This window comes from Staphylococcus sp. HMSC077D08, from assembly GCF_001837945.1.
GTDB lineage: Bacteria > Bacillota > Bacilli > Staphylococcales > Staphylococcaceae > Staphylococcus > Staphylococcus epidermidis.
The window spans coordinates 1-17020 of the sequence record NZ_KV834742.1 but is presented as its reverse complement, the minus strand read 5'-3'; the positions used below and the strand labels follow the sequence as shown (position 1 = coordinate 17020).

The 17020-nt window shown below is 30.3% G+C and carries 19 protein-coding genes and 2 pseudogenes; all 21 read left to right on the top strand.

All coding sequences use genetic code 11. The features are described 5' to 3' along the window. The first annotated feature begins 18 nt into the window (after window positions 1-18). Window positions 19-495, top strand: a complete 477-nt coding sequence (greA, locus tag HMPREF2663_RS00985; RefSeq protein WP_002457767.1) for a transcription elongation factor GreA — start codon at window positions 19-21, stop codon at window positions 493-495. A 486-nt stretch (window positions 496-981) separates the two neighbouring features. Beyond that, window positions 982-1713 carry a 5-oxoprolinase subunit PxpB gene (pxpB, locus tag HMPREF2663_RS00980; RefSeq protein ID WP_002446594.1) on the top strand — a complete coding sequence of 244 codons (732 nt, stop codon included), beginning with the start codon at window positions 982-984 and terminating at the stop codon, window positions 1711-1713. Continuing rightward, window positions 1703-2707: a 5-oxoprolinase subunit C family protein gene (locus HMPREF2663_RS00975; RefSeq protein ID WP_002491153.1), complete on the top strand. Its 1005-nt coding sequence runs from the start codon at window positions 1703-1705 to the stop codon at window positions 2705-2707. Before pxpB ends, HMPREF2663_RS00975 begins: the two co-directional genes overlap by 11 nt. Further along, a pseudogene (locus HMPREF2663_RS13165) lies at window positions 2708-2816 on the top strand (acetyl-CoA carboxylase biotin carboxyl carrier protein subunit); the annotation flags it as partial. Window positions 2817-2905: 89 nt separating this feature from the next. Further along, window positions 2906-3148, top strand: a pseudogene (locus tag HMPREF2663_RS13160) (acetyl-CoA carboxylase biotin carboxyl carrier protein subunit); the annotation flags it as partial. A gap of 13 nt (window positions 3149-3161) precedes the next feature. Next, the gene (locus tag HMPREF2663_RS00965; protein ID WP_070592834.1) at window positions 3162-4520 is read left to right on the top strand and encodes an acetyl-CoA carboxylase biotin carboxylase subunit; all 1359 of its coding nucleotides are present in this window, start codon (window positions 3162-3164) and stop codon (window positions 4518-4520) included. Window positions 4521-4522: 2 nt separating this feature from the next. Further along, window positions 4523-5275, top strand: coding sequence for a 5-oxoprolinase subunit PxpA (gene pxpA / locus HMPREF2663_RS00960; protein WP_002490285.1), 753 nt, complete (start codon window positions 4523-4525; stop codon window positions 5273-5275). 11 nt (window positions 5276-5286) lie between these two features. Beyond that, window positions 5287-6531 carry an NRAMP family divalent metal transporter gene (locus HMPREF2663_RS00955; protein ID WP_070845588.1) on the top strand — a complete coding sequence of 415 codons (1245 nt, stop codon included), beginning with the start codon at window positions 5287-5289 and terminating at the stop codon, window positions 6529-6531. A gap of 198 nt (window positions 6532-6729) precedes the next feature. Next, window positions 6730-7416, top strand: coding sequence for a 5'-methylthioadenosine/adenosylhomocysteine nucleosidase (locus HMPREF2663_RS00950; RefSeq protein WP_002475168.1), 687 nt, complete (start codon window positions 6730-6732; stop codon window positions 7414-7416). Window positions 7417-7459: 43 nt separating this feature from the next. Further along, window positions 7460-7963 carry a YqeG family HAD IIIA-type phosphatase gene (locus tag HMPREF2663_RS00945; RefSeq protein ID WP_202595933.1) on the top strand — a complete coding sequence of 168 codons (504 nt, stop codon included), beginning with the start codon at window positions 7460-7462 and terminating at the stop codon, window positions 7961-7963. After that, a complete protein-coding gene (gene yqeH, locus HMPREF2663_RS00940) occupies window positions 7964-9064 on the top strand; it encodes a ribosome biogenesis GTPase YqeH (protein WP_001832784.1) in 1101 nt (366 codons plus the stop codon). A gap of 15 nt (window positions 9065-9079) precedes the next feature. Then, window positions 9080-9889: a shikimate dehydrogenase gene (gene aroE / locus HMPREF2663_RS00935; protein ID WP_002490286.1), complete on the top strand. Its 810-nt coding sequence runs from the start codon at window positions 9080-9082 to the stop codon at window positions 9887-9889. Then, window positions 9889-10179 carry a ribosome assembly RNA-binding protein YhbY gene (yhbY, locus tag HMPREF2663_RS00930; RefSeq protein ID WP_002475687.1) on the top strand — a complete coding sequence of 97 codons (291 nt, stop codon included), beginning with the start codon at window positions 9889-9891 and terminating at the stop codon, window positions 10177-10179. Before aroE ends, yhbY begins: the two co-directional genes overlap by 1 nt. Further along, on the top strand, window positions 10179-10754 hold the full coding sequence (locus HMPREF2663_RS00925; protein WP_002446583.1) for a nicotinate-nucleotide adenylyltransferase: 576 nt from the start codon (window positions 10179-10181) through the stop codon (window positions 10752-10754). The genes yhbY and HMPREF2663_RS00925 overlap by 1 nt, the downstream gene beginning before the upstream one ends. Next, the gene (gene yqeK, locus HMPREF2663_RS00920; protein WP_002475691.1) at window positions 10741-11325 is read left to right on the top strand and encodes a bis(5'-nucleosyl)-tetraphosphatase (symmetrical) YqeK; all 585 of its coding nucleotides are present in this window, start codon (window positions 10741-10743) and stop codon (window positions 11323-11325) included. Before HMPREF2663_RS00925 ends, yqeK begins: the two co-directional genes overlap by 14 nt. Then, window positions 11326-11679: a ribosome silencing factor gene (gene rsfS / locus HMPREF2663_RS00915; protein WP_002457756.1), complete on the top strand. Its 354-nt coding sequence runs from the start codon at window positions 11326-11328 to the stop codon at window positions 11677-11679. A gap of 2 nt (window positions 11680-11681) precedes the next feature. After that, complete coding sequence (locus HMPREF2663_RS00910) at window positions 11682-12401, top strand: class I SAM-dependent DNA methyltransferase (protein ID WP_070845586.1); 720 nt, start codon at window positions 11682-11684, stop codon at window positions 12399-12401. A 58-nt stretch (window positions 12402-12459) separates the two neighbouring features. Next, window positions 12460-13134 (top strand): helix-hairpin-helix domain-containing protein, encoded by a 675-nt coding sequence (locus HMPREF2663_RS00905; protein WP_070845584.1) that lies wholly within the window; start codon window positions 12460-12462, stop codon window positions 13132-13134. 79 nt (window positions 13135-13213) lie between these two features. Continuing rightward, on the top strand, window positions 13214-13675 hold the full coding sequence (locus tag HMPREF2663_RS00900; RefSeq protein WP_002446577.1) for a ComE operon protein 2: 462 nt from the start codon (window positions 13214-13216) through the stop codon (window positions 13673-13675). A gap of 3 nt (window positions 13676-13678) precedes the next feature. Beyond that, window positions 13679-15895 carry a DNA internalization-related competence protein ComEC/Rec2 gene (locus HMPREF2663_RS00895; protein ID WP_070845582.1) on the top strand — a complete coding sequence of 739 codons (2217 nt, stop codon included), beginning with the start codon at window positions 13679-13681 and terminating at the stop codon, window positions 15893-15895. Window positions 15896-15939: 44 nt separating this feature from the next. Next, the gene (gene holA, locus HMPREF2663_RS00890; protein ID WP_002446575.1) at window positions 15940-16914 is read left to right on the top strand and encodes a DNA polymerase III subunit delta; all 975 of its coding nucleotides are present in this window, start codon (window positions 15940-15942) and stop codon (window positions 16912-16914) included. Window positions 16915-17020 lie beyond the last annotated feature (106 nt).

The following is a 17020-nucleotide window of genomic DNA, read 5'->3' as shown; positions in this document are numbered from 1 at the left end:
TAAAGGAAGATGAGATTTATGGAAAACCAAAAACAATATCCTATGACTCAAGAAGGTTATGAGAAACTTGAACAAGAATTAGAAGAATTAAAAACGGTTAAAAGACCTGAGGTAGTTGAAAAAATAAAAGTAGCCCGTTCATTTGGAGACCTATCTGAGAACTCTGAGTATGATGCTGCTAAAGATGAACAAGGCTTTATTGAACAAGATATACAACGTATTGAACACATGATTAGAAATGCTTTAATCATTGAAGATAACGGTGATAACAATGTAGTTCAAATTGGTAAAACAGTTACTTTTATTGAATTACCTGGAGATGAAGAAGAAAGTTATCAAATCGTTGGGTCTGCTGAAGCTGACGCATTTAAAGGAAAAATTTCTAACGAATCTCCAATGGCAATAGCATTAATTGGTAAAGGATTAAATGATCAAGTACGTGTTCCACTTCCTAACGGTGGCGAAATGAACGTTAAAATCGTTGAAATTAAGTAAATAATTTACTAAATGAGGGAAGTCAAACTTAAAAATCATTGAATTACTTTCTAAACTCAATTCCGGATAGTAATATAGAGAAATTTTGAGTAGAACCTTGTATATATAAGATTCTAATATATCATTTAAAAAGTGTTATTCTTGTATTTTGATAGTTATGATTACACTTCAATGCACTTTAAAACCTGAGACTATTTTTGATGTCTCAGGTTTTTTTGTGTAATTTGAGAATAGTTTAAACATATGTTTGATGAGGTTTTATACAACACAGTATGACAAACTGTCATCAATATGATTAAATGATAATAGAAATTTAATGTTTAGAAGTTTGCAATAATTAAGATAACCTAATAACTTTAATTCAATTTATTATTTGTTATTATTAGCTATTTGAATTAATTATTAAACAACATCTTTATTGCAATGGTACAATAAAATTGTTGTAACAAATAATTCCTTAGTATTTTTAAAAGGAGGGATTTTGTTTTGAGGACACAATTTATTAATGAACAAACAATTATGATTTACTTTGAAAATGAAATTAGTGAATCTACGTTCAAAAAGGTACAACAAACAATTCAATACATAAAATCGAAAAATTTATCAGAAATAACAAACATTGTACCTTCTTATCGTGCTATTCTAATTTACTTTGATAACTCAGAGATAAATGGAGCTGAATTATTAGAAAATTTAGAATTTGATGAAGGTTTGAACAGTGGAAAACAATCACATTTTAAACAGCGTATCATTCATATACCTGTATTATATGGTGGAGATTTTGGTCCAGATTTATCAGAAGTAGCTAACGTTAATAAATTAAGTCAGGAAGCAGTTATTCAAATACATACACAACAACCTTATCTAATCTATATGCTTGGGTTTATGCCGGGTTTCCCTTACTTAGGTGGATTAGATGCTAAGTTGCACACACCTAGACGATCTGAACCTAGAATCAAAATTAACGCTGGTTCTGTTGGAATAGCAAATAATCAAACAGGTTTATATCCTATGGACTCACCTGGTGGTTGGCAGATTATTGGTCGCACACCAATAAAAGTTTTCGATTTAAATAGGTCACCAATGACGTTATATGAAGCTGGTGATTACATACAATTTTATAGTATTAATTATCAAGAGTTTGAAAAAATATCAAACGATATTAATAAAGGAAAATTTGATATAGATAAGTGGGTGACATATCAAGATGAGTATTAAAATTTTAAAGCCTGGTCTGTTTTCAACAATTCAAGATATAGGTAGAATTGGGTATCAGGATTTAGGATTTTCTGAAGCAGGTGCTTTAGATTACTATAGTTTTTCTATTGCACAAAAACTTATCGGAAATCAAGGACCAGCAATTGAATATACGTTAGCAGGTCCTAAGATAGAATTTTTAACAGACAATACTTTTGCCATTGTCGGTGGTGATTCAGAACCGAAACTTAATGGTAACAAAATTGATTTACTAACCGTTTATCATGTGAGAAACGGAGATCAATTAGACATTGGTCAAATCACTGAAGGAGCAAGAGGATATATTGTTTTTGGACACCCACTTAAAATTAATAAAGTGGCTCAAAGCTATTCTACACATGTTAGGAGTGGAATGGGCGGATTTAAAGGTCGTGCATTAAAGAAATACGATGTTATTGCAACTCAAGTTAATCATAACTATAAAACTAATTTAGGAAAAACAATTGATTTCTCATCTATACCTGATAATAATTACATACACGTCATTGAAGGACCTCAAATCAATGAATTTGATGAAGAAACGATAGCTAAATTCGTAAATAGTGATTTCAAAATTTCTGATCAATCAGATCGAATGGGATACAGATTAAAAGGTAATACAGTAGCACCTAAAAATAGTGCTGATATCATTTCTGAACCTGTCGCTTTGGGCAGTATTCAAGTACCTAGCGACGGTAATCCCATTATTCTTTTAAATGATAAACAAACAATTGGTGGTTATACAAAAATTGCAACGGTAACACAATTAGATTTAAGAAAATTAGCACAGATGAAGCCTGGAGACATTATACAGTTTGAATGGATAACTGTTGAAGAAGCTTCTAAAAGGCTTAAAGAATTTAAGTCTAAATTTGAACAATTATTAAAGCGTTTTGATGAGCAACCATTGTTTAACCTAAATCATATTAGACATACTTCTAATAAAATTGCAGAAATAATTAAGGAGGATAGTTAAATGGATATTAAAAAAATTGAGAAAGTCATTAAATTGGTAAAAGCTAATGATGTAAAAAAATTTAAGTATAAGGACGCTGATAATGAAATAGAACTTGATTTTACTAATGGAGCATCTCAACAATATTCACAACAGTTATCTCAAGATATTCAACAAGATAATATTAAATCCTATGATGAAAAACAAGAAGCCATATCAAATGACCAGCAAGAGATTAAATCTCCTATGGTTGGAACATTCTTCTTACAAGATAGTAAAGAATTAACAGAACCTAAGATTAAAGTTGGCGATACAGTAACTGAAGGAGATGTTATCGGTTACATTGAAGCTATGAAAGTTATGAATGAAGTAACTACGGATGTTTCAGGTGAGGTCACAGAAATATTAGTAGAACATGGAGACAATGTTGAATATGATCAGCTACTAGTCAGAGTTAAATAGGAGGAATTCATTGATGTATCGATGTTTGATTGCAAATAGAGGCGAAATAGCAGTAAGAATTATAAGAGCTTGTAGAGAGCTTAACATAGAGACAGTTGCCATTTATGCAAAAGGTGATGAAACTAGCTTACATGTAAGTTTAGCCGATCAAGCAATATGCATAGGTGAAGCAAATCCATTAGACAGTTATTTAAATATTGATCGTATTATATCTGCTGCAAAAGTTACAGAATCAAACGCTATTCACCCTGGCTATGGTTTCTTATCGGAATCTACGAATTTTGCGAAAGCCGTTGAAGACAATCATATACATTTTATTGGTCCTAGTAAGAAAACTATGGAAATGATGGGGGATAAAATTACTGCCAGACAAACTGTGAAACAAGCAGGAGTACCTGTTATACCAGGTTCTAATGATGCTGTTCAAAGTGTAGATGAAATTAAATTATTAGCCAAAGAAATAGGATTTCCAGTTGTACTAAAAGCAGCTAGTGGTGGTGGTGGGAAAGGCATAAGAATTGTTAAAGAAGCATCTCAATTGGATCAGGCTTTGAAAGAGGCTAAAAGTGAAGGACAAAAATACTTTAATGATGATCGAGTGTATGTAGAGGCATTCATACCAGTAGCAAAACATGTAGAAGTGCAGATTATCGGAGACGGTAAAAATAACTATGTTCACTTAGGTGAACGCGACTGTTCTGTTCAACGAAAGAATCAAAAATTAATAGAGGAATCGCCTTGTGCTGCATTAACTGAACAAAGAAGAACAAGAATATGTAACGACGCAGTTAAAGTAGCTCAAGCTTCAAGATATCGTAGTGCTGGAACTATAGAATTTTTAGTTACTGAAGATGCACATTACTTTATTGAAATGAATGCTCGTATTCAAGTTGAACATACAGTTACAGAAATGCGTGCTGATAGAGACTTATTACAAGCTCAGTTATATTTATTAACACACGGTGAATTACCATTCACTCAGAAAGATATTTTATTTAATGGTCATGTAATTGAGGCACGTATAAATGCTGAAAATCCTGAAAAAAATTTTTTACCTACTCCAGGAAAAGTTAATAAATTACACTTACCTCAAGGATTTAATATACGTGTAGATTCTTTACTTTACACAGGTTATCAAGTTTCTCCTTATTATGATTCACTTGTAGCTAAAGTGATTGTAAAGGATTCTAATAGACAAACTGCTATTAATAAACTAAAAGTTGCGTTAGATGAACTGGTCATCGAAGGTTTTACTACTACAGCTGACTTTCTATATGCGGTTTTAAATTATCCAATATATGCAAAAGGCGATGCAAGTAAAGTAGATATTAAATTTCTTGAAAAACATCAAATCATTAAAGAGGTGAAATGAAGTTGAAAATTGACTTAAATTGTGATTTAGGAGAAGCTTTTGGTAATTATACATTCGGTGGAGATCAGCATATTTTACCATTAATAACTTCTGCTAATATTGCTTGTGGTTATCATGCAGGTGATGAAGATGTTATGAATGAAACCGTTCAATTAGCGAAAAAAAATAATATAAGTATTGGAGCGCATCCAGGTCTTCCTGATTTGAAAGGCTTTGGTCGTCGTAAAATGGATCTTACTCCAAATGAAATTTATAACTTAGTTGTATATCAATTAGGTGCGTTAAGTGGCTTTTGTAAAATCAATCATGTAAAAATGAAGCATGTTAAACCACATGGTGCTCTTTATCAAATGGGGGCTAGAAATAAAGAAATTGCACATGCAATTGCTCAAGCAGTTTTTGATTTCGACTCAAATCTAATATTTGTCGGCTTAGCGAATACATTACTTATTTCGGAAGCTGAATTAGTTGGGCTTAGGGTAGCTTCGGAAGTATTTGCTGACCGTCGTTATGAAGATGATGGACAATTGGTAAGTAGAAAAAAAACCGATGCCACTATCACTAATACAGACGAAGCAATCCAACAAGCATTAAAAATGGTTTTGGAAAATAAAGTTATAAGTAAAAATGGAAAAATCATCGATTTGAAAGCAGATACAATTTGCGTTCATGGAGATGGTGAACACGCATTAGAATTTGTTACGCAAATTAGAAATGAATTAATGAAAGAAGGCATTGATATTCAATCCTTATAGGGGGTCAAAAGATGGGGGAAAATACAAAACAAGATTTCAATCAAAAAGGACAAAATTTTAAATTCACAAAAAAGCATAGACGATTATTATATGGTTCAGTTTTTTTAATGGCTACATCAGCTATTGGTCCAGCATTTCTGACTCAAACTGCAGTGTTTACTGCACAATTTTATGCTAGTTTTGCATTCGCAATATTAATTTCTATTATTATAGATATAGGCGCTCAAATAAATATATGGAGAATATTAGTGGTAACTGGTTTACGTGGTCAAGAAATATCTAATAAAGTATTACCTGGACTTGGTACTATTATCTCCATTCTAATTGCATTTGGAGGTCTCGCATTTAACATAGGTAATATTGCTGGTGCAGGTTTAGGTTTAAATGCAATATTTGGTCTTGATGTCAAATGGGGGGGTGCAATAACAGCTATTTTTGCGATTCTTATCTTTGTTAGTAGAAGTGGTCAGAAAATAATGGATGTTATTAGTATGATTCTAGGTATCGTAATGATTTTAGTAGTAGCTTATGTCATGGTCGTTTCAAATCCCCCTTATGGAGATGCATTAGTACATACATTTGCACCTGAACATCCTTTCAAACTTATATTACCTATAATTACATTAGTTGGTGGTACAGTAGGGGGTTATATTACTTTTGCAGGTGCACATAGAATTCTAGATTCTGGTATAAAAGGTAAAACATACCTTCCTTTCGTAAATCGCTCTGCTATAGCAGGTATTTTAACAACTGGTGTTATGCGTGCCTTATTGTTTTTAGCTGTACTAGGTGTTGTTGTAACTGGCGTTACGCTTAGTTCAGATAACCCACCAGCATCGGTTTTCCAACATGCATTAGGTCCTATAGGTAAAAATATTTTTGGTGTAGTAATATTTGCAGCAGCAATGTCCTCCGTAATTGGTTCTGCATATACAAGCGCAACATTTTTAAAAACACTACACAAATCGTTACTCCATAAAAATAATCTTATCGTTATTATATTTATTGTAATTTCAACTTTTATTTTCTTATTTATTGGTAAACCGGTGAGTTTACTTATAATAGCTGGAGCGATTAATGGTTGGATTCTACCAATCACATTAGGTGCAATTCTCATTGCAAGTAGGAAAAAATCTATCGTTGGTGATTACCAACACCCAACATGGATGCTTGTTTTTGGTATTATAGCCGTCATTGTCACGATAATGACTGGTATTTTTTCATTACAAGATTTAGCAAGTCTTTGGAAAGGTTAATTTTATAATAAAGTTCTATGACTACCCGCAACTGTTTTTAAATCAATTGCAGGGTAGTTTTTAATTATAAATAAGAATAGATATTATTTAACCATAGCGATTTAAGCATTGATACTTTAAAACTCGCTATCGTGGAGATATTTAAAATGTGATAAAATACTTATGCTAATGCTTTATAAATGAGGTGTAAAAAGATATATGATAGGAATTATTGGAGCAATGGAAGAAGAAGTGACGATTTTAAAGCGTAAATTGAATGATATGAATGAAATAAATATTGCGCATGTTAAATTTTATGTTGGCACGCTAAACCACAAAGAGGTGGTTTTAACACAAAGTGGTATAGGTAAAGTTAATGCTTCTATCTCAACGACTTTGTTATTAGAAAAATTTAATCCTGAAGTCGTCATTAATACTGGATCAGCAGGTGCATTAGATCAAACACTATCTATTGGAGATATATTAGTGAGTAACCATGTTTTATATCATGATGCTAATGCTACAGCGTTTGGTTATGAATTTGGACAAATACCTCAAATGCCTAAAACTTATACTACTGATCCTACATTGTTGAAAAAAACAATGCATGTATTAGAACAACAACAACTGAATGGTAAAGTAGGTATGATTGTTAGTGGTGATAGTTTTATAGGTAGCTCAGAGCAGCGACAAAAAATTAAGCAACAATTTCCAGAAGCTATGGCTGTCGAAATGGAGGCAACTGCAATTGCACAAACATGTTACCAATTTAAAGTACCATTTATCGTAACTAGAGCTGTTTCTGACTTAGCAAACGGTAAAGCCGATATTTCTTTTGAAGAATTTTTAGATAAAGCAGCTTTATCATCTAGTGAGACAGTTTCATTATTAGTAGAATCATTATAAAGGTAAAGGTGAAAAGATAGTGGGAATCATAAAAAAATTATTTATGCCAAATGCATATGTGAAATCAATATTTGAAATTGATATAGAAAAACTTGCCGATAGTGGTGTTAAAGGTATCATAACTGATTTAGATAATACACTTGTTGGTTGGGATGTTAAAGAACCTACTAACGGTGTTAAATCGTGGTTTGCTAAGGCTAAAGATTTAGGAATAACTGTTACAATTGTGTCAAATAATAATAAAAGTCGTGTATCAAGTTTCTCTAGTAGTTTAGGTGTAGATTATATATTCAAAGCACGTAAACCAATGGGGAAAGCCTTTAAGATGGCTATAAAAAAAATGAAAATCCAACCGAGAGAAACTGTTGTTGTAGGAGATCAAATGCTTACTGATGTGTTTGGTGGCAATTGTAATGGTTTATATACAATTATGGTAGTACCTGTTAAACGGACTGATGGATTAATTACAAAGTTTAATCGATTAATTGAAAGACGATTATTAAATCATTTTAGAAAAAAAGGTTATATTAAATGGGAGGAAAATTGATTGAATGAAATACTAAAATGTATTGGATGTGGTGCACCCCTACAGTCAGAAAATAAAGACGCACCCGGCTATGTTCCAGAACATAATATGTTTCGAGAAGATGTCATCTGTAGAAGATGTTTTAGATTGAAAAATTATAATGAAGTTCAAGATGTGGGTATGGAAAGTGAAGATTTTTTAAATCTACTTACTGGACTATCTGAAAAAAAAGGAATTATTGTCAATGTAGTAGATGTGTTTGATTTTGAAGGGTCATTCATCAATGCAATACAACGGATTGTTGGTAATAAAAAAATTATATTAGTGGCAAATAAAATAGATTTATTACCTAAACAAATTAATCATCGACGTGTAAAAGAATGGTTAAGAAAATCTGCTCGTAAATATGGATTAGAAGCAGAAGATGTCGTTCTTATTTCTGCAAATAAAGGTTGGGGGATTGATGAATTATTGCAATCTATAAACCATGTAAGAAATAAAGATGACGTATACATTGTAGGTACAACAAATGTTGGGAAATCTACATTAATTAATAAATTAATTGAACAGAGTGTGGGAGAAAAGGATGTAGTAACTACATCACGCTTTCCAGGAACAACTTTAGATATGATAGATATTCCATTAGACGAAAAATCATTTATGTTTGATACACCAGGTATCATTCAATCACATCAAATGACAAACTATGTATCTGAAAATGAGTTGAAAATCATCATACCTAAAAATGAAATAAAGCAACGTGTGTATCAACTTAATGAAAAACAGACATTATTTTTCGGAGGATTGGCACGCATTGATTATGTATCTGGTGGTAAAAGACCACTTGTTTGTTTCTTTTCTAATGATTTAAATATTCATAGAACTAAAACCGAAAAAGCTAATGATTTATGGAAATCCCAATTAGGCGCATTGCTTTCACCACCTCAAGATGCACAACAATTTAATCTTAATGATGTAAAAGCAGTAAGACTGGAAACCGGTAAAACTAAACGTGACATAATGATATCTGGTTTAGGATTCATAACTATTGATGCTGGTGCAAAAGTGATAGTTCGTGTTCCAAAACATGTAGATGTTATTTTAAGAAATTCAATTCTCTAAAATGAGGTGATAAAAGTGAAATTTGCAGTAATTGGAAACCCCATTTCTCATTCATTATCGCCATTGATGCATCATGCAAATTTTCAATCTTTAAATTTGGAAAGCACTTATGAAGCGATAAATGTACCAGTTAATCAATTGCAAGACATTAAAAAAATAATTTCAGAAAAGAGCATTGATGGATTCAATGTTACTATTCCACATAAAGAACGTATTATTCCGTACCTAGATGATATTAATGAACAAGCGAAATCTGTCGGTGCGGTAAATACAGTTTTAATTAAAGATGGTAAGTGGATTGGTTATAATACTGATGGAATTGGTTATGTCAATGGTTTAAAGCAAATATATGAAGGTATAGAAGACGCTTATATATTAATTTTAGGTGCAGGTGGAGCAAGTAAAGGCATAGCAAATGAATTATATAAAATCGTTCGTCCTACTATAACAATCGCAAATAGAACGATGTCTCGTTTTAATAATTGGTCGTTAAATATTAACAAAATAAATTTAAGCCATGCAGAACGCCATTTAGATGAATTTGATATTATAATAAACACTACACCTGCTGGTATGTACGGAAATAAAGATTCTGTAATTTCTTTAAATCGTTTAGCTTCTCATACATTAGTAAGTGATATTGTTTATAATCCATATAAAACACCAATACTGATAGAAGCCGAACAAAAAGGAAATCCAATCTATAATGGTCTCGATATGTTCGTTCATCAAGGTGCTGAAAGTTTTAAAATTTGGACTAATCTAGAACCAGATATAGAAGCAATGAAAAACGTAGTAATTCATGAATTGAAAGGAGAATTATGATGTTAACTGGTAAGCAAAAAAGATATTTACGTAGTTTAGCTCATAACATTGATCCAACTTTTCAAATAGGTAAAGGTGGTATTAATGAAAATATGATTCAACAAATTTCTGAAACATTAGAAAAGAGAGAATTAATTAAGATTCATATATTACAAAATAATTTTGATGATAAAAAAGATTTAGCAGCATTAGTAGCTGAGCAAACGCAAAGTGAATTGGTACAAATAATCGGGTCAATGATTGTGTTATATAAAGAGTCTGAAGAAAATAAAGAAATCAAGTTGCCATAATGAATCAAAAAATCGTTCTCTTTGGCGGTCAATTTAACCCGATTCACACTGCTCACTTAGCAGTAGCAAGTGAGGTTTATCATGCTATTAAACCAGACATATTTTTCTTTTTGCCTAGTTATATGGCCCCTTTAAAGCATCATAATACGCAATTATATTCTGTACAGCGAGTAAAAATGATACAGCTCGCTATTAAGGAGATTGGATTTGGTGAAATTTGCACTACTGATTTAGATAGAAAAGGTCCAAGCTATACGTATGAAACCATTTTGCATCTCAGAAAAATATATCATAATGCACAGTTATACTTTATTATTGGAACAGATCAGTATAAACAATTGGATAAGTGGTATAAAATTAATGAATTAAAAAAACTTGTAACCTTTATTGTTGTGAATAGAGAAACTGATAACCAAAATGTAAGTAAAGAGATGATTTCTATAAAGATACCTCGAATAGATATCAGCTCCACAATGATTAGAAATAGAGTGAAAATGAACCAATCTATAAAAGTTTTAGTACCCAAAGGGGTAGAGAATTATATAAAGGAGGAGGGGTTATATGGAGATAAGTAAAGCTAAAGAACTGGTAAAAGAAAAACTGCCTGATAAACGTTATCAACATTCATTACGAGTGGCGGATACCGCAGTTAAGTTAGCAGAAATATACGATGGTGATATCAAAAAAGCTGAGTTGGCAGGTATATTACATGATTACTGTAAATACGAAGACTTAAGTACAATGTATCAAATTGTTAGACAATATGACCTTGAAAGTGATTTGCTTAGTTATGGTGGAGAGATTCTTCATGGACCAGTATGTGCGGCAATTATGAAACATGAATTTGGTGTAAATGATGAAGAAGTTTTACTTGCTATAAAATATCATACGACTGGACGTCAACAAATGACTAAAACTGAGAAACTTGTTTTTATTGCAGACTATATAGAGCCTGGTAGAAAAACGCCTGGAGTTGAAGAAATTAGAGATATGGCATACAATCAAGGTAGCTTAGATAAGACAATTTATGAGATTTCTAAGCGCACTGTATTATTTTTAATAGAAAAGGATATTACTGTATATGACGCCACAATTGCGTGTTTAAATTATTATAATTATAGCGATGAAAGAATAAAGGATGATTAAATGAATTCAGAAGAATTATTAAATATTGCTGTCGAAGCTGCGGAGAATAAGAAAGCAGAAGATATTATTTCTCTCAATATGAATGAAATTAGTGATATGACAGATTATTTTGTAGTCTGTCACGGTAACAATGAACGTCAAGTTCAGTCCATTGCTAGATCTGTTAAAGAAGTGGCACATAAACATGATATTGAAGTTAAACGTATGGAAGGCTATCAAGAAGCTCGATGGATACTTATTGATTTAGCAAATGTAGTTGTTCATGTGTTTCATAAAGATGAAAGAAGCTACTACAATTTAGAGAAATTGTATCAAGATGCACCTATTAAAGAATATGGTCAGGCAGTATTTTAGTCATGAATCAATATGAAGATATGAGTTTAGTTTATGACCAACTTACTCAAGATCAACCGTATCATTCGTGGTTTAATATTGTTCAACATTTCTTACCTTCTGATAGTCATGATTTGTTAGATATTGGTTGTGGTACTGGCAACTTAACACAATTACTAACGTCACTAGGTGAAGTTACTGGTATGGATATTAGTGTAGATATGTTATCAATAGCTAGCCAAAAAACAAATCAGGTGAAGTGGATTGAAGGCAATATGACTCACTTTAATTTGAACAAAAAATTTAATATGATTACAATATTTTGTGATTCACTGAATTATTTAGAAACATTAAATGATGTAAAAATGACATTCGAAAGAGTGTATCAGCATTTAAATAAAAATGGTGTTTTTATTTTTGATGTACATACTGTTCATAAAATGAAAACATTATTTAATAATAAAAGTTATATTGATGAATCTGATAATGTTTTTGTAGGTTGGGATGCAATATGTGGGGAAGAACCATTAAGTGTTTATCATGAAATGACTTTCTTTGTATCACAGCAAAATGGATTGTATCGACGCTTTGACGAATCACATTATCAAAGAACATATGACGAACAAATCTATCGAAATTTACTACAAGATGTTGGGTATCATAATGTTAAGACTTTTACAGACTTTAACATTCACAGTCATGAAGAAGATGCCCATCGTTTATTTTTTGTTGCTAAAAAATAAATTTTTAAAAGTAAAATCACTTCTCAGTACGTTAATAATACTGAAGGAGTGATTTTTTGTGTTTAATATTAATAGGCGATATATCGATTTTTTTATGAAATGGAAATTGTACATCTTAATTATATTAATAATGTTAATAACATTCTTTTTTTACTCGTTCAACGATAACAATAGTGATTTGAAACAGAATAGTCAGGAAGGACAATCTAAATTATCTGACCAGCAAATAACAAACAACAAAAAGTTAAATAAAAAAGAAGTGTCTATTCAAAAAGATAATACAAAAGAAACTAAAATATTTATCGATATTAAAGGTGCTGTTAAACATCCGAATGTATATGAAATGTCTTCTTCGAATAGAGTCATTGATGCTTTAAATAAAGCAGAGGTATTAAAGGATGCAGACTTATCACAATTAAATCTTTCTGAAAAATTAGTTGACCAAAAACTTATCTATGTTCCTAAAAAGGGTGAGAATAGTATGAAAATAGACTCACAGCAAGCAGCATTGAATTCGAGTGACGTAAAAATCAACACGAATCAACCTTTGAATTTAAACTCTGCTACTGAAGAACAATTGAAAAACATACCAGGTATAGGTCCAAGTAAAGCTAAAGATATTTTAAATTACAGAGAAAAAAATAATGGATTTAATAGTATCAATGACTTAATGAAAATAAAAGGATTTGGAAAGAAGACATTTGAAAAACTGAAAGAACATTTTACTATTTAAATCATCATTTATTGCAATATTAAATCTAAATGATTAAGCTATAAATATTACAACTACTTATTTTAAGGAGGCATAGTTAATGGAACGAATTAAATGGGAAGAATACTTCATGGCCCAGAGTCATTTACTGGCATTAAGATCAACGTGTAGAAGATTATCAGTTGGTGCTACAATAGTAAAGGATAATAGAATAATAGCGGGTGGATATAACGGCTCAGTAGCTGGAGAAGTGCACTGTATTGATGAGGGATGTTTGATTGAAGATGGACATTGTATACGTACTATTCATGCAGAAATGAACGCGCTACTACAATGTGCAAAACAGGGTGTATCAACAGAAGGTGCAACGATTTACGTTACTCATTTCCCTTGTTTAAATTGTACGAAATCAATAATACAAGCAGGTATCAAAACGATTTACTATGCACAAGATTATCATAATCATGACTATGCCATTAAATTATTGAAGCAATCAGGAATTGAATATAAAAAAATTCCGTTTTCACCTGAATATGTTGCTCAATATCTGACTCAAGAATAACCAATGTTTTACATTGCTCTTTCTTTTTTGGTAGGGGTACTTTGGATAAAATTCAAAGTAATCTCTATCTCCTTAATATTAACGCTTTTGTTACTAATTATGATTAAAAGGCTTAATATTATAATACTATCATTAATGTTTATTTCAGCTATAAGTTCATTTTTTTTAATAAGTTCCTATAACCAAACTGAAATTAAAAACTTAAATAGTTTATATAGTGAACCTTTTATTGATGATTTTGTTAGTTTTAAATCTTTTACACCTAAATCAACATACTATACTGGCATATTAAATTATAAAAATAAAGACTATAGATACTTTTATAAAGCATTAAAGTCAAATTTGAAGCAAGATTTAACTCATAAAAGTTGTCGAGTTAAAGGAGAATTTAAATTCGATAAAGAGTTTCTCTTGTTGAATATTTCAACAGTTCAATTTAAGTATTGCCAGGAAAACAGTATTTTCACTCCTATATATCATCATCAAAATTATATCACCAAAATTATTCATAAATCTGGAGTCACGCATCCTGAAAGAATATTAGCGTTGATAACTGGTGATACCTCTCTAATTGATGAATACTACAAATCTAACATCAGAGATATAGGTATTTACCATTTACTAGCTATAAGTGGTACACATGTTGGTACAATTATTGTCCTCGTTTATCAACTGTTAGTACGTTTAAATATACCTCTAGTTCTCATTAAAGGGGTAACTATTTTACTATTATTAATCTACGCTGTTTATACTGGATTTGTACCTAGTGCCATGCGTGCTATTTCAATTGCAATCATCATACTTATTATGCCAATCCATTTTAGGAAAAGTTCTATACATGTGCTTTCATTTATATTTGTGTTAATGATTGTCTTAAATCCTCAATTTATTAATCATATTGGTTTTCAGTTCTCTTTTTTGATAAGTTTATTTATTATATTGACAAAACCATATATAAGTGGTTTAAAACCACTTAAATGTTTATTTATTATTAGCTTTTTGGCTCAATTAGGTTCAATTGTAATTAATACCTATCATTTTAATCAATTTCAATGGATAGGTTTGCTATCTAATTTTATATTTGTTCCATTCTACTCTCTTATATTATTTCCTTCTGTCATTATCTACTTTATTTTAATTCATATTTTTCAACATAGCTTCCTATTAAATACTTATATAAATATACTTTTTAAAATTCACGATTGGATAGTTCATTTATTTTTAAATTTAAATCATTTTAAGTGGTACATTCCTAAATTAAACCAATATAGTTTACTTATTTTGATTATACTAACGTTAATTTTTCTTTACATACTTGTCTATAGAGGGATTGTTACATCCGTAATAAGTTTTTTAATTGTTTTAATCATTTTTACATATTTAATTGGACCACATTATGCCGAGTTAACACTTTTTGATGTGGGCCAAGGAGATAGCATTTTATTCAAAACAAAGTCAAATAAAAATGTTTTGATTGATACAGGAGGGAAAAGAAATGAAAATGTAAGTTTTAAACATAATAATATTGCCAAATATAAAATTTTACCCAGTATAAAGAAAAAGGGTATTACCACTATAAATTATTTAGTAATTACACACCCTCATGCCGATCATATGGGTGAATTAATATATTTTTTAAATAATATTAATGTGAATAATCTCGTTTTAAATATTGAAAGTTTCCCATTAGAATTACTTAAAGAGGTTACGACAAAATGCAAGGAGAAAGAGATAAAGATCATAGATGTAAACCAAGTAAAAAAAATAGAAATTGATAATAGTAAGATAAGCTTTTTAAATAGTTTTATACCATTAAGTGATGATAAAAATGAATATTCTATTGTTACATTAATTCAATATAATGATATTAATATTTTACTTATGGGAGATGCAACTGTTAATAATGAAGACATTCTTATGAAGAGATATAATTTACCAAAAATAGATATTCTAAAAGTTGGTCATCATGGAAGTAGGACAAGTAGTTCGGAATTATTTATTAAAGATATTGAACCTAAAATCAGTCTTATATCTAGTGGTAAAAATAATAAGTATCATTTACCTAATTTGGATGTTATTCAAAGATTAAAATATTATGGTAGTAAAGTTTTTGATACTCAAGACAACGGGGAATTAACTATAAATTTAGATGAAGAAGTTTACATAGTCTACCGTGATATTTTAAATCAAAAGAGTTTAGCTAGAGAAAGTATATCGTAAAGTGATATAATTCATGCGTATGATATATAGAGGAAGGTGTACGTATGAGCAACCATATCTTCACTGTCTACGGTGAAGTACCAGAATTAGTCGAAAAAAAAACAAAAGAAATTGTTAATGATTATCTAGGACAAGAGATAGATGACTTTAATTATGTAAAATACAATTTGTACGAGAGTGACCTAACTCCGATTATTGAAGAGACACTTACTATGCCTTTTTTTTCGGATAAAAAAGCAATTGTTGTTAAAAACTCATATGTTTTTACAGGAGAAAAATTTTCTAAAGATTTAAATCACAATTCTGACGAGCTTATAAAATTTTTAGAAAAATATGATGGTGAAAATCTCATTATTTTTGAAGTGTATCAGTCTAAACTAGATGAGCGAAAAAAACTCACGAAAACATTAAAGAAAAATGCACAACTTAAGAAAATTGAACAAATGTCTGAGAAGGAATTAAAGCATTGGATTAAAAATACACTAAACAATAATTATAAAGATATTAAGCAAGATGCTCTTGAATTATTTATTGAATTAACTGGTGTTAACTATAATATTGTTTCTCAAGAATTGGAAAAGTTAATTTTATTCATAGGCGAAAGACCTATAATTAATAAAGAAGATATCGATCTAATTATTAATAGAAGTTTAGAGCAAAATGTTTTTCTACTAACTGAATACATTCAAAAAGGTAAAAAGAATAAAGCTATACAATTAGTCAATGACTTAATTATTATGAAAGAGGAACCTATAAAATTACTGGCATTAATTACTAGTAATTATAGATTATATTATCAATGTAAAATTCTTAGTCAAAAAGGCTATAGTGGGCAACAAATTGCAAAGACTGTAAATGCACATCCTTATAGAGTAAAACTAGCACTCAATCAATCCCGTCATTATAAACTAGAAAGTTTGTTTAACATCATAAACGCTTGTGCAGAGACTGACTACAAACTAAAATCATCTTATATGGATAAACAACTTATTTTAGAATTATTCATACTATCTCTATAAAAAGTTTGAGGTAGCAAATATAAAATATATCCTATCAACAATAGAAATATTGCTTGTAAAGGAATAAAAGGAGTGTGGGACATAAAGTTCCAGGATAAGTAAATAA

What these genes read in the sequence shown, in the direction of transcription:
- greA (WP_002457767.1), top strand. Translation starts at nt 19, where the DNA reads ATGGAAAACCAAAAACAATATCCTATGACTCAAGAAGGTTATGAGAAA.
- HMPREF2663_RS00975 (WP_002491153.1), top strand. Translation starts at nt 1,703, where the DNA reads ATGAGTATTAAAATTTTAAAGCCTGGTCTGTTTTCAACAATTCAAGAT.
- HMPREF2663_RS00965 (WP_070592834.1), top strand. Translation starts at nt 3,162, where the DNA reads ATGTATCGATGTTTGATTGCAAATAGAGGCGAAATAGCAGTAAGAATT.
- HMPREF2663_RS00955 (WP_070845588.1), top strand. Translation starts at nt 5,287, where the DNA reads ATGGGGGAAAATACAAAACAAGATTTCAATCAAAAAGGACAAAATTTT.
- HMPREF2663_RS00950 (WP_002475168.1), top strand. Translation starts at nt 6,730, where the DNA reads ATGATAGGAATTATTGGAGCAATGGAAGAAGAAGTGACGATTTTAAAG.
- HMPREF2663_RS00945 (WP_202595933.1), top strand. Translation starts at nt 7,460, where the DNA reads ATGCCAAATGCATATGTGAAATCAATATTTGAAATTGATATAGAAAAA.
- yhbY (WP_002475687.1), top strand. Translation starts at nt 9,889, where the DNA reads ATGTTAACTGGTAAGCAAAAAAGATATTTACGTAGTTTAGCTCATAAC.
- HMPREF2663_RS00925 (WP_002446583.1), top strand. Translation starts at nt 10,179, where the DNA reads ATGAATCAAAAAATCGTTCTCTTTGGCGGTCAATTTAACCCGATTCAC.
- yqeK (WP_002475691.1), top strand. Translation starts at nt 10,741, where the DNA reads ATGGAGATAAGTAAAGCTAAAGAACTGGTAAAAGAAAAACTGCCTGAT.
- rsfS (WP_002457756.1), top strand. Translation starts at nt 11,326, where the DNA reads ATGAATTCAGAAGAATTATTAAATATTGCTGTCGAAGCTGCGGAGAAT.
- HMPREF2663_RS00910 (WP_070845586.1), top strand. Translation starts at nt 11,682, where the DNA reads ATGAATCAATATGAAGATATGAGTTTAGTTTATGACCAACTTACTCAA.
- HMPREF2663_RS00900 (WP_002446577.1), top strand. Translation starts at nt 13,214, where the DNA reads ATGGAACGAATTAAATGGGAAGAATACTTCATGGCCCAGAGTCATTTA.
- HMPREF2663_RS00895 (WP_070845582.1), top strand. Translation starts at nt 13,679, where the DNA reads ATGTTTTACATTGCTCTTTCTTTTTTGGTAGGGGTACTTTGGATAAAA.
- holA (WP_002446575.1), top strand. Translation starts at nt 15,940, where the DNA reads ATGAGCAACCATATCTTCACTGTCTACGGTGAAGTACCAGAATTAGTC.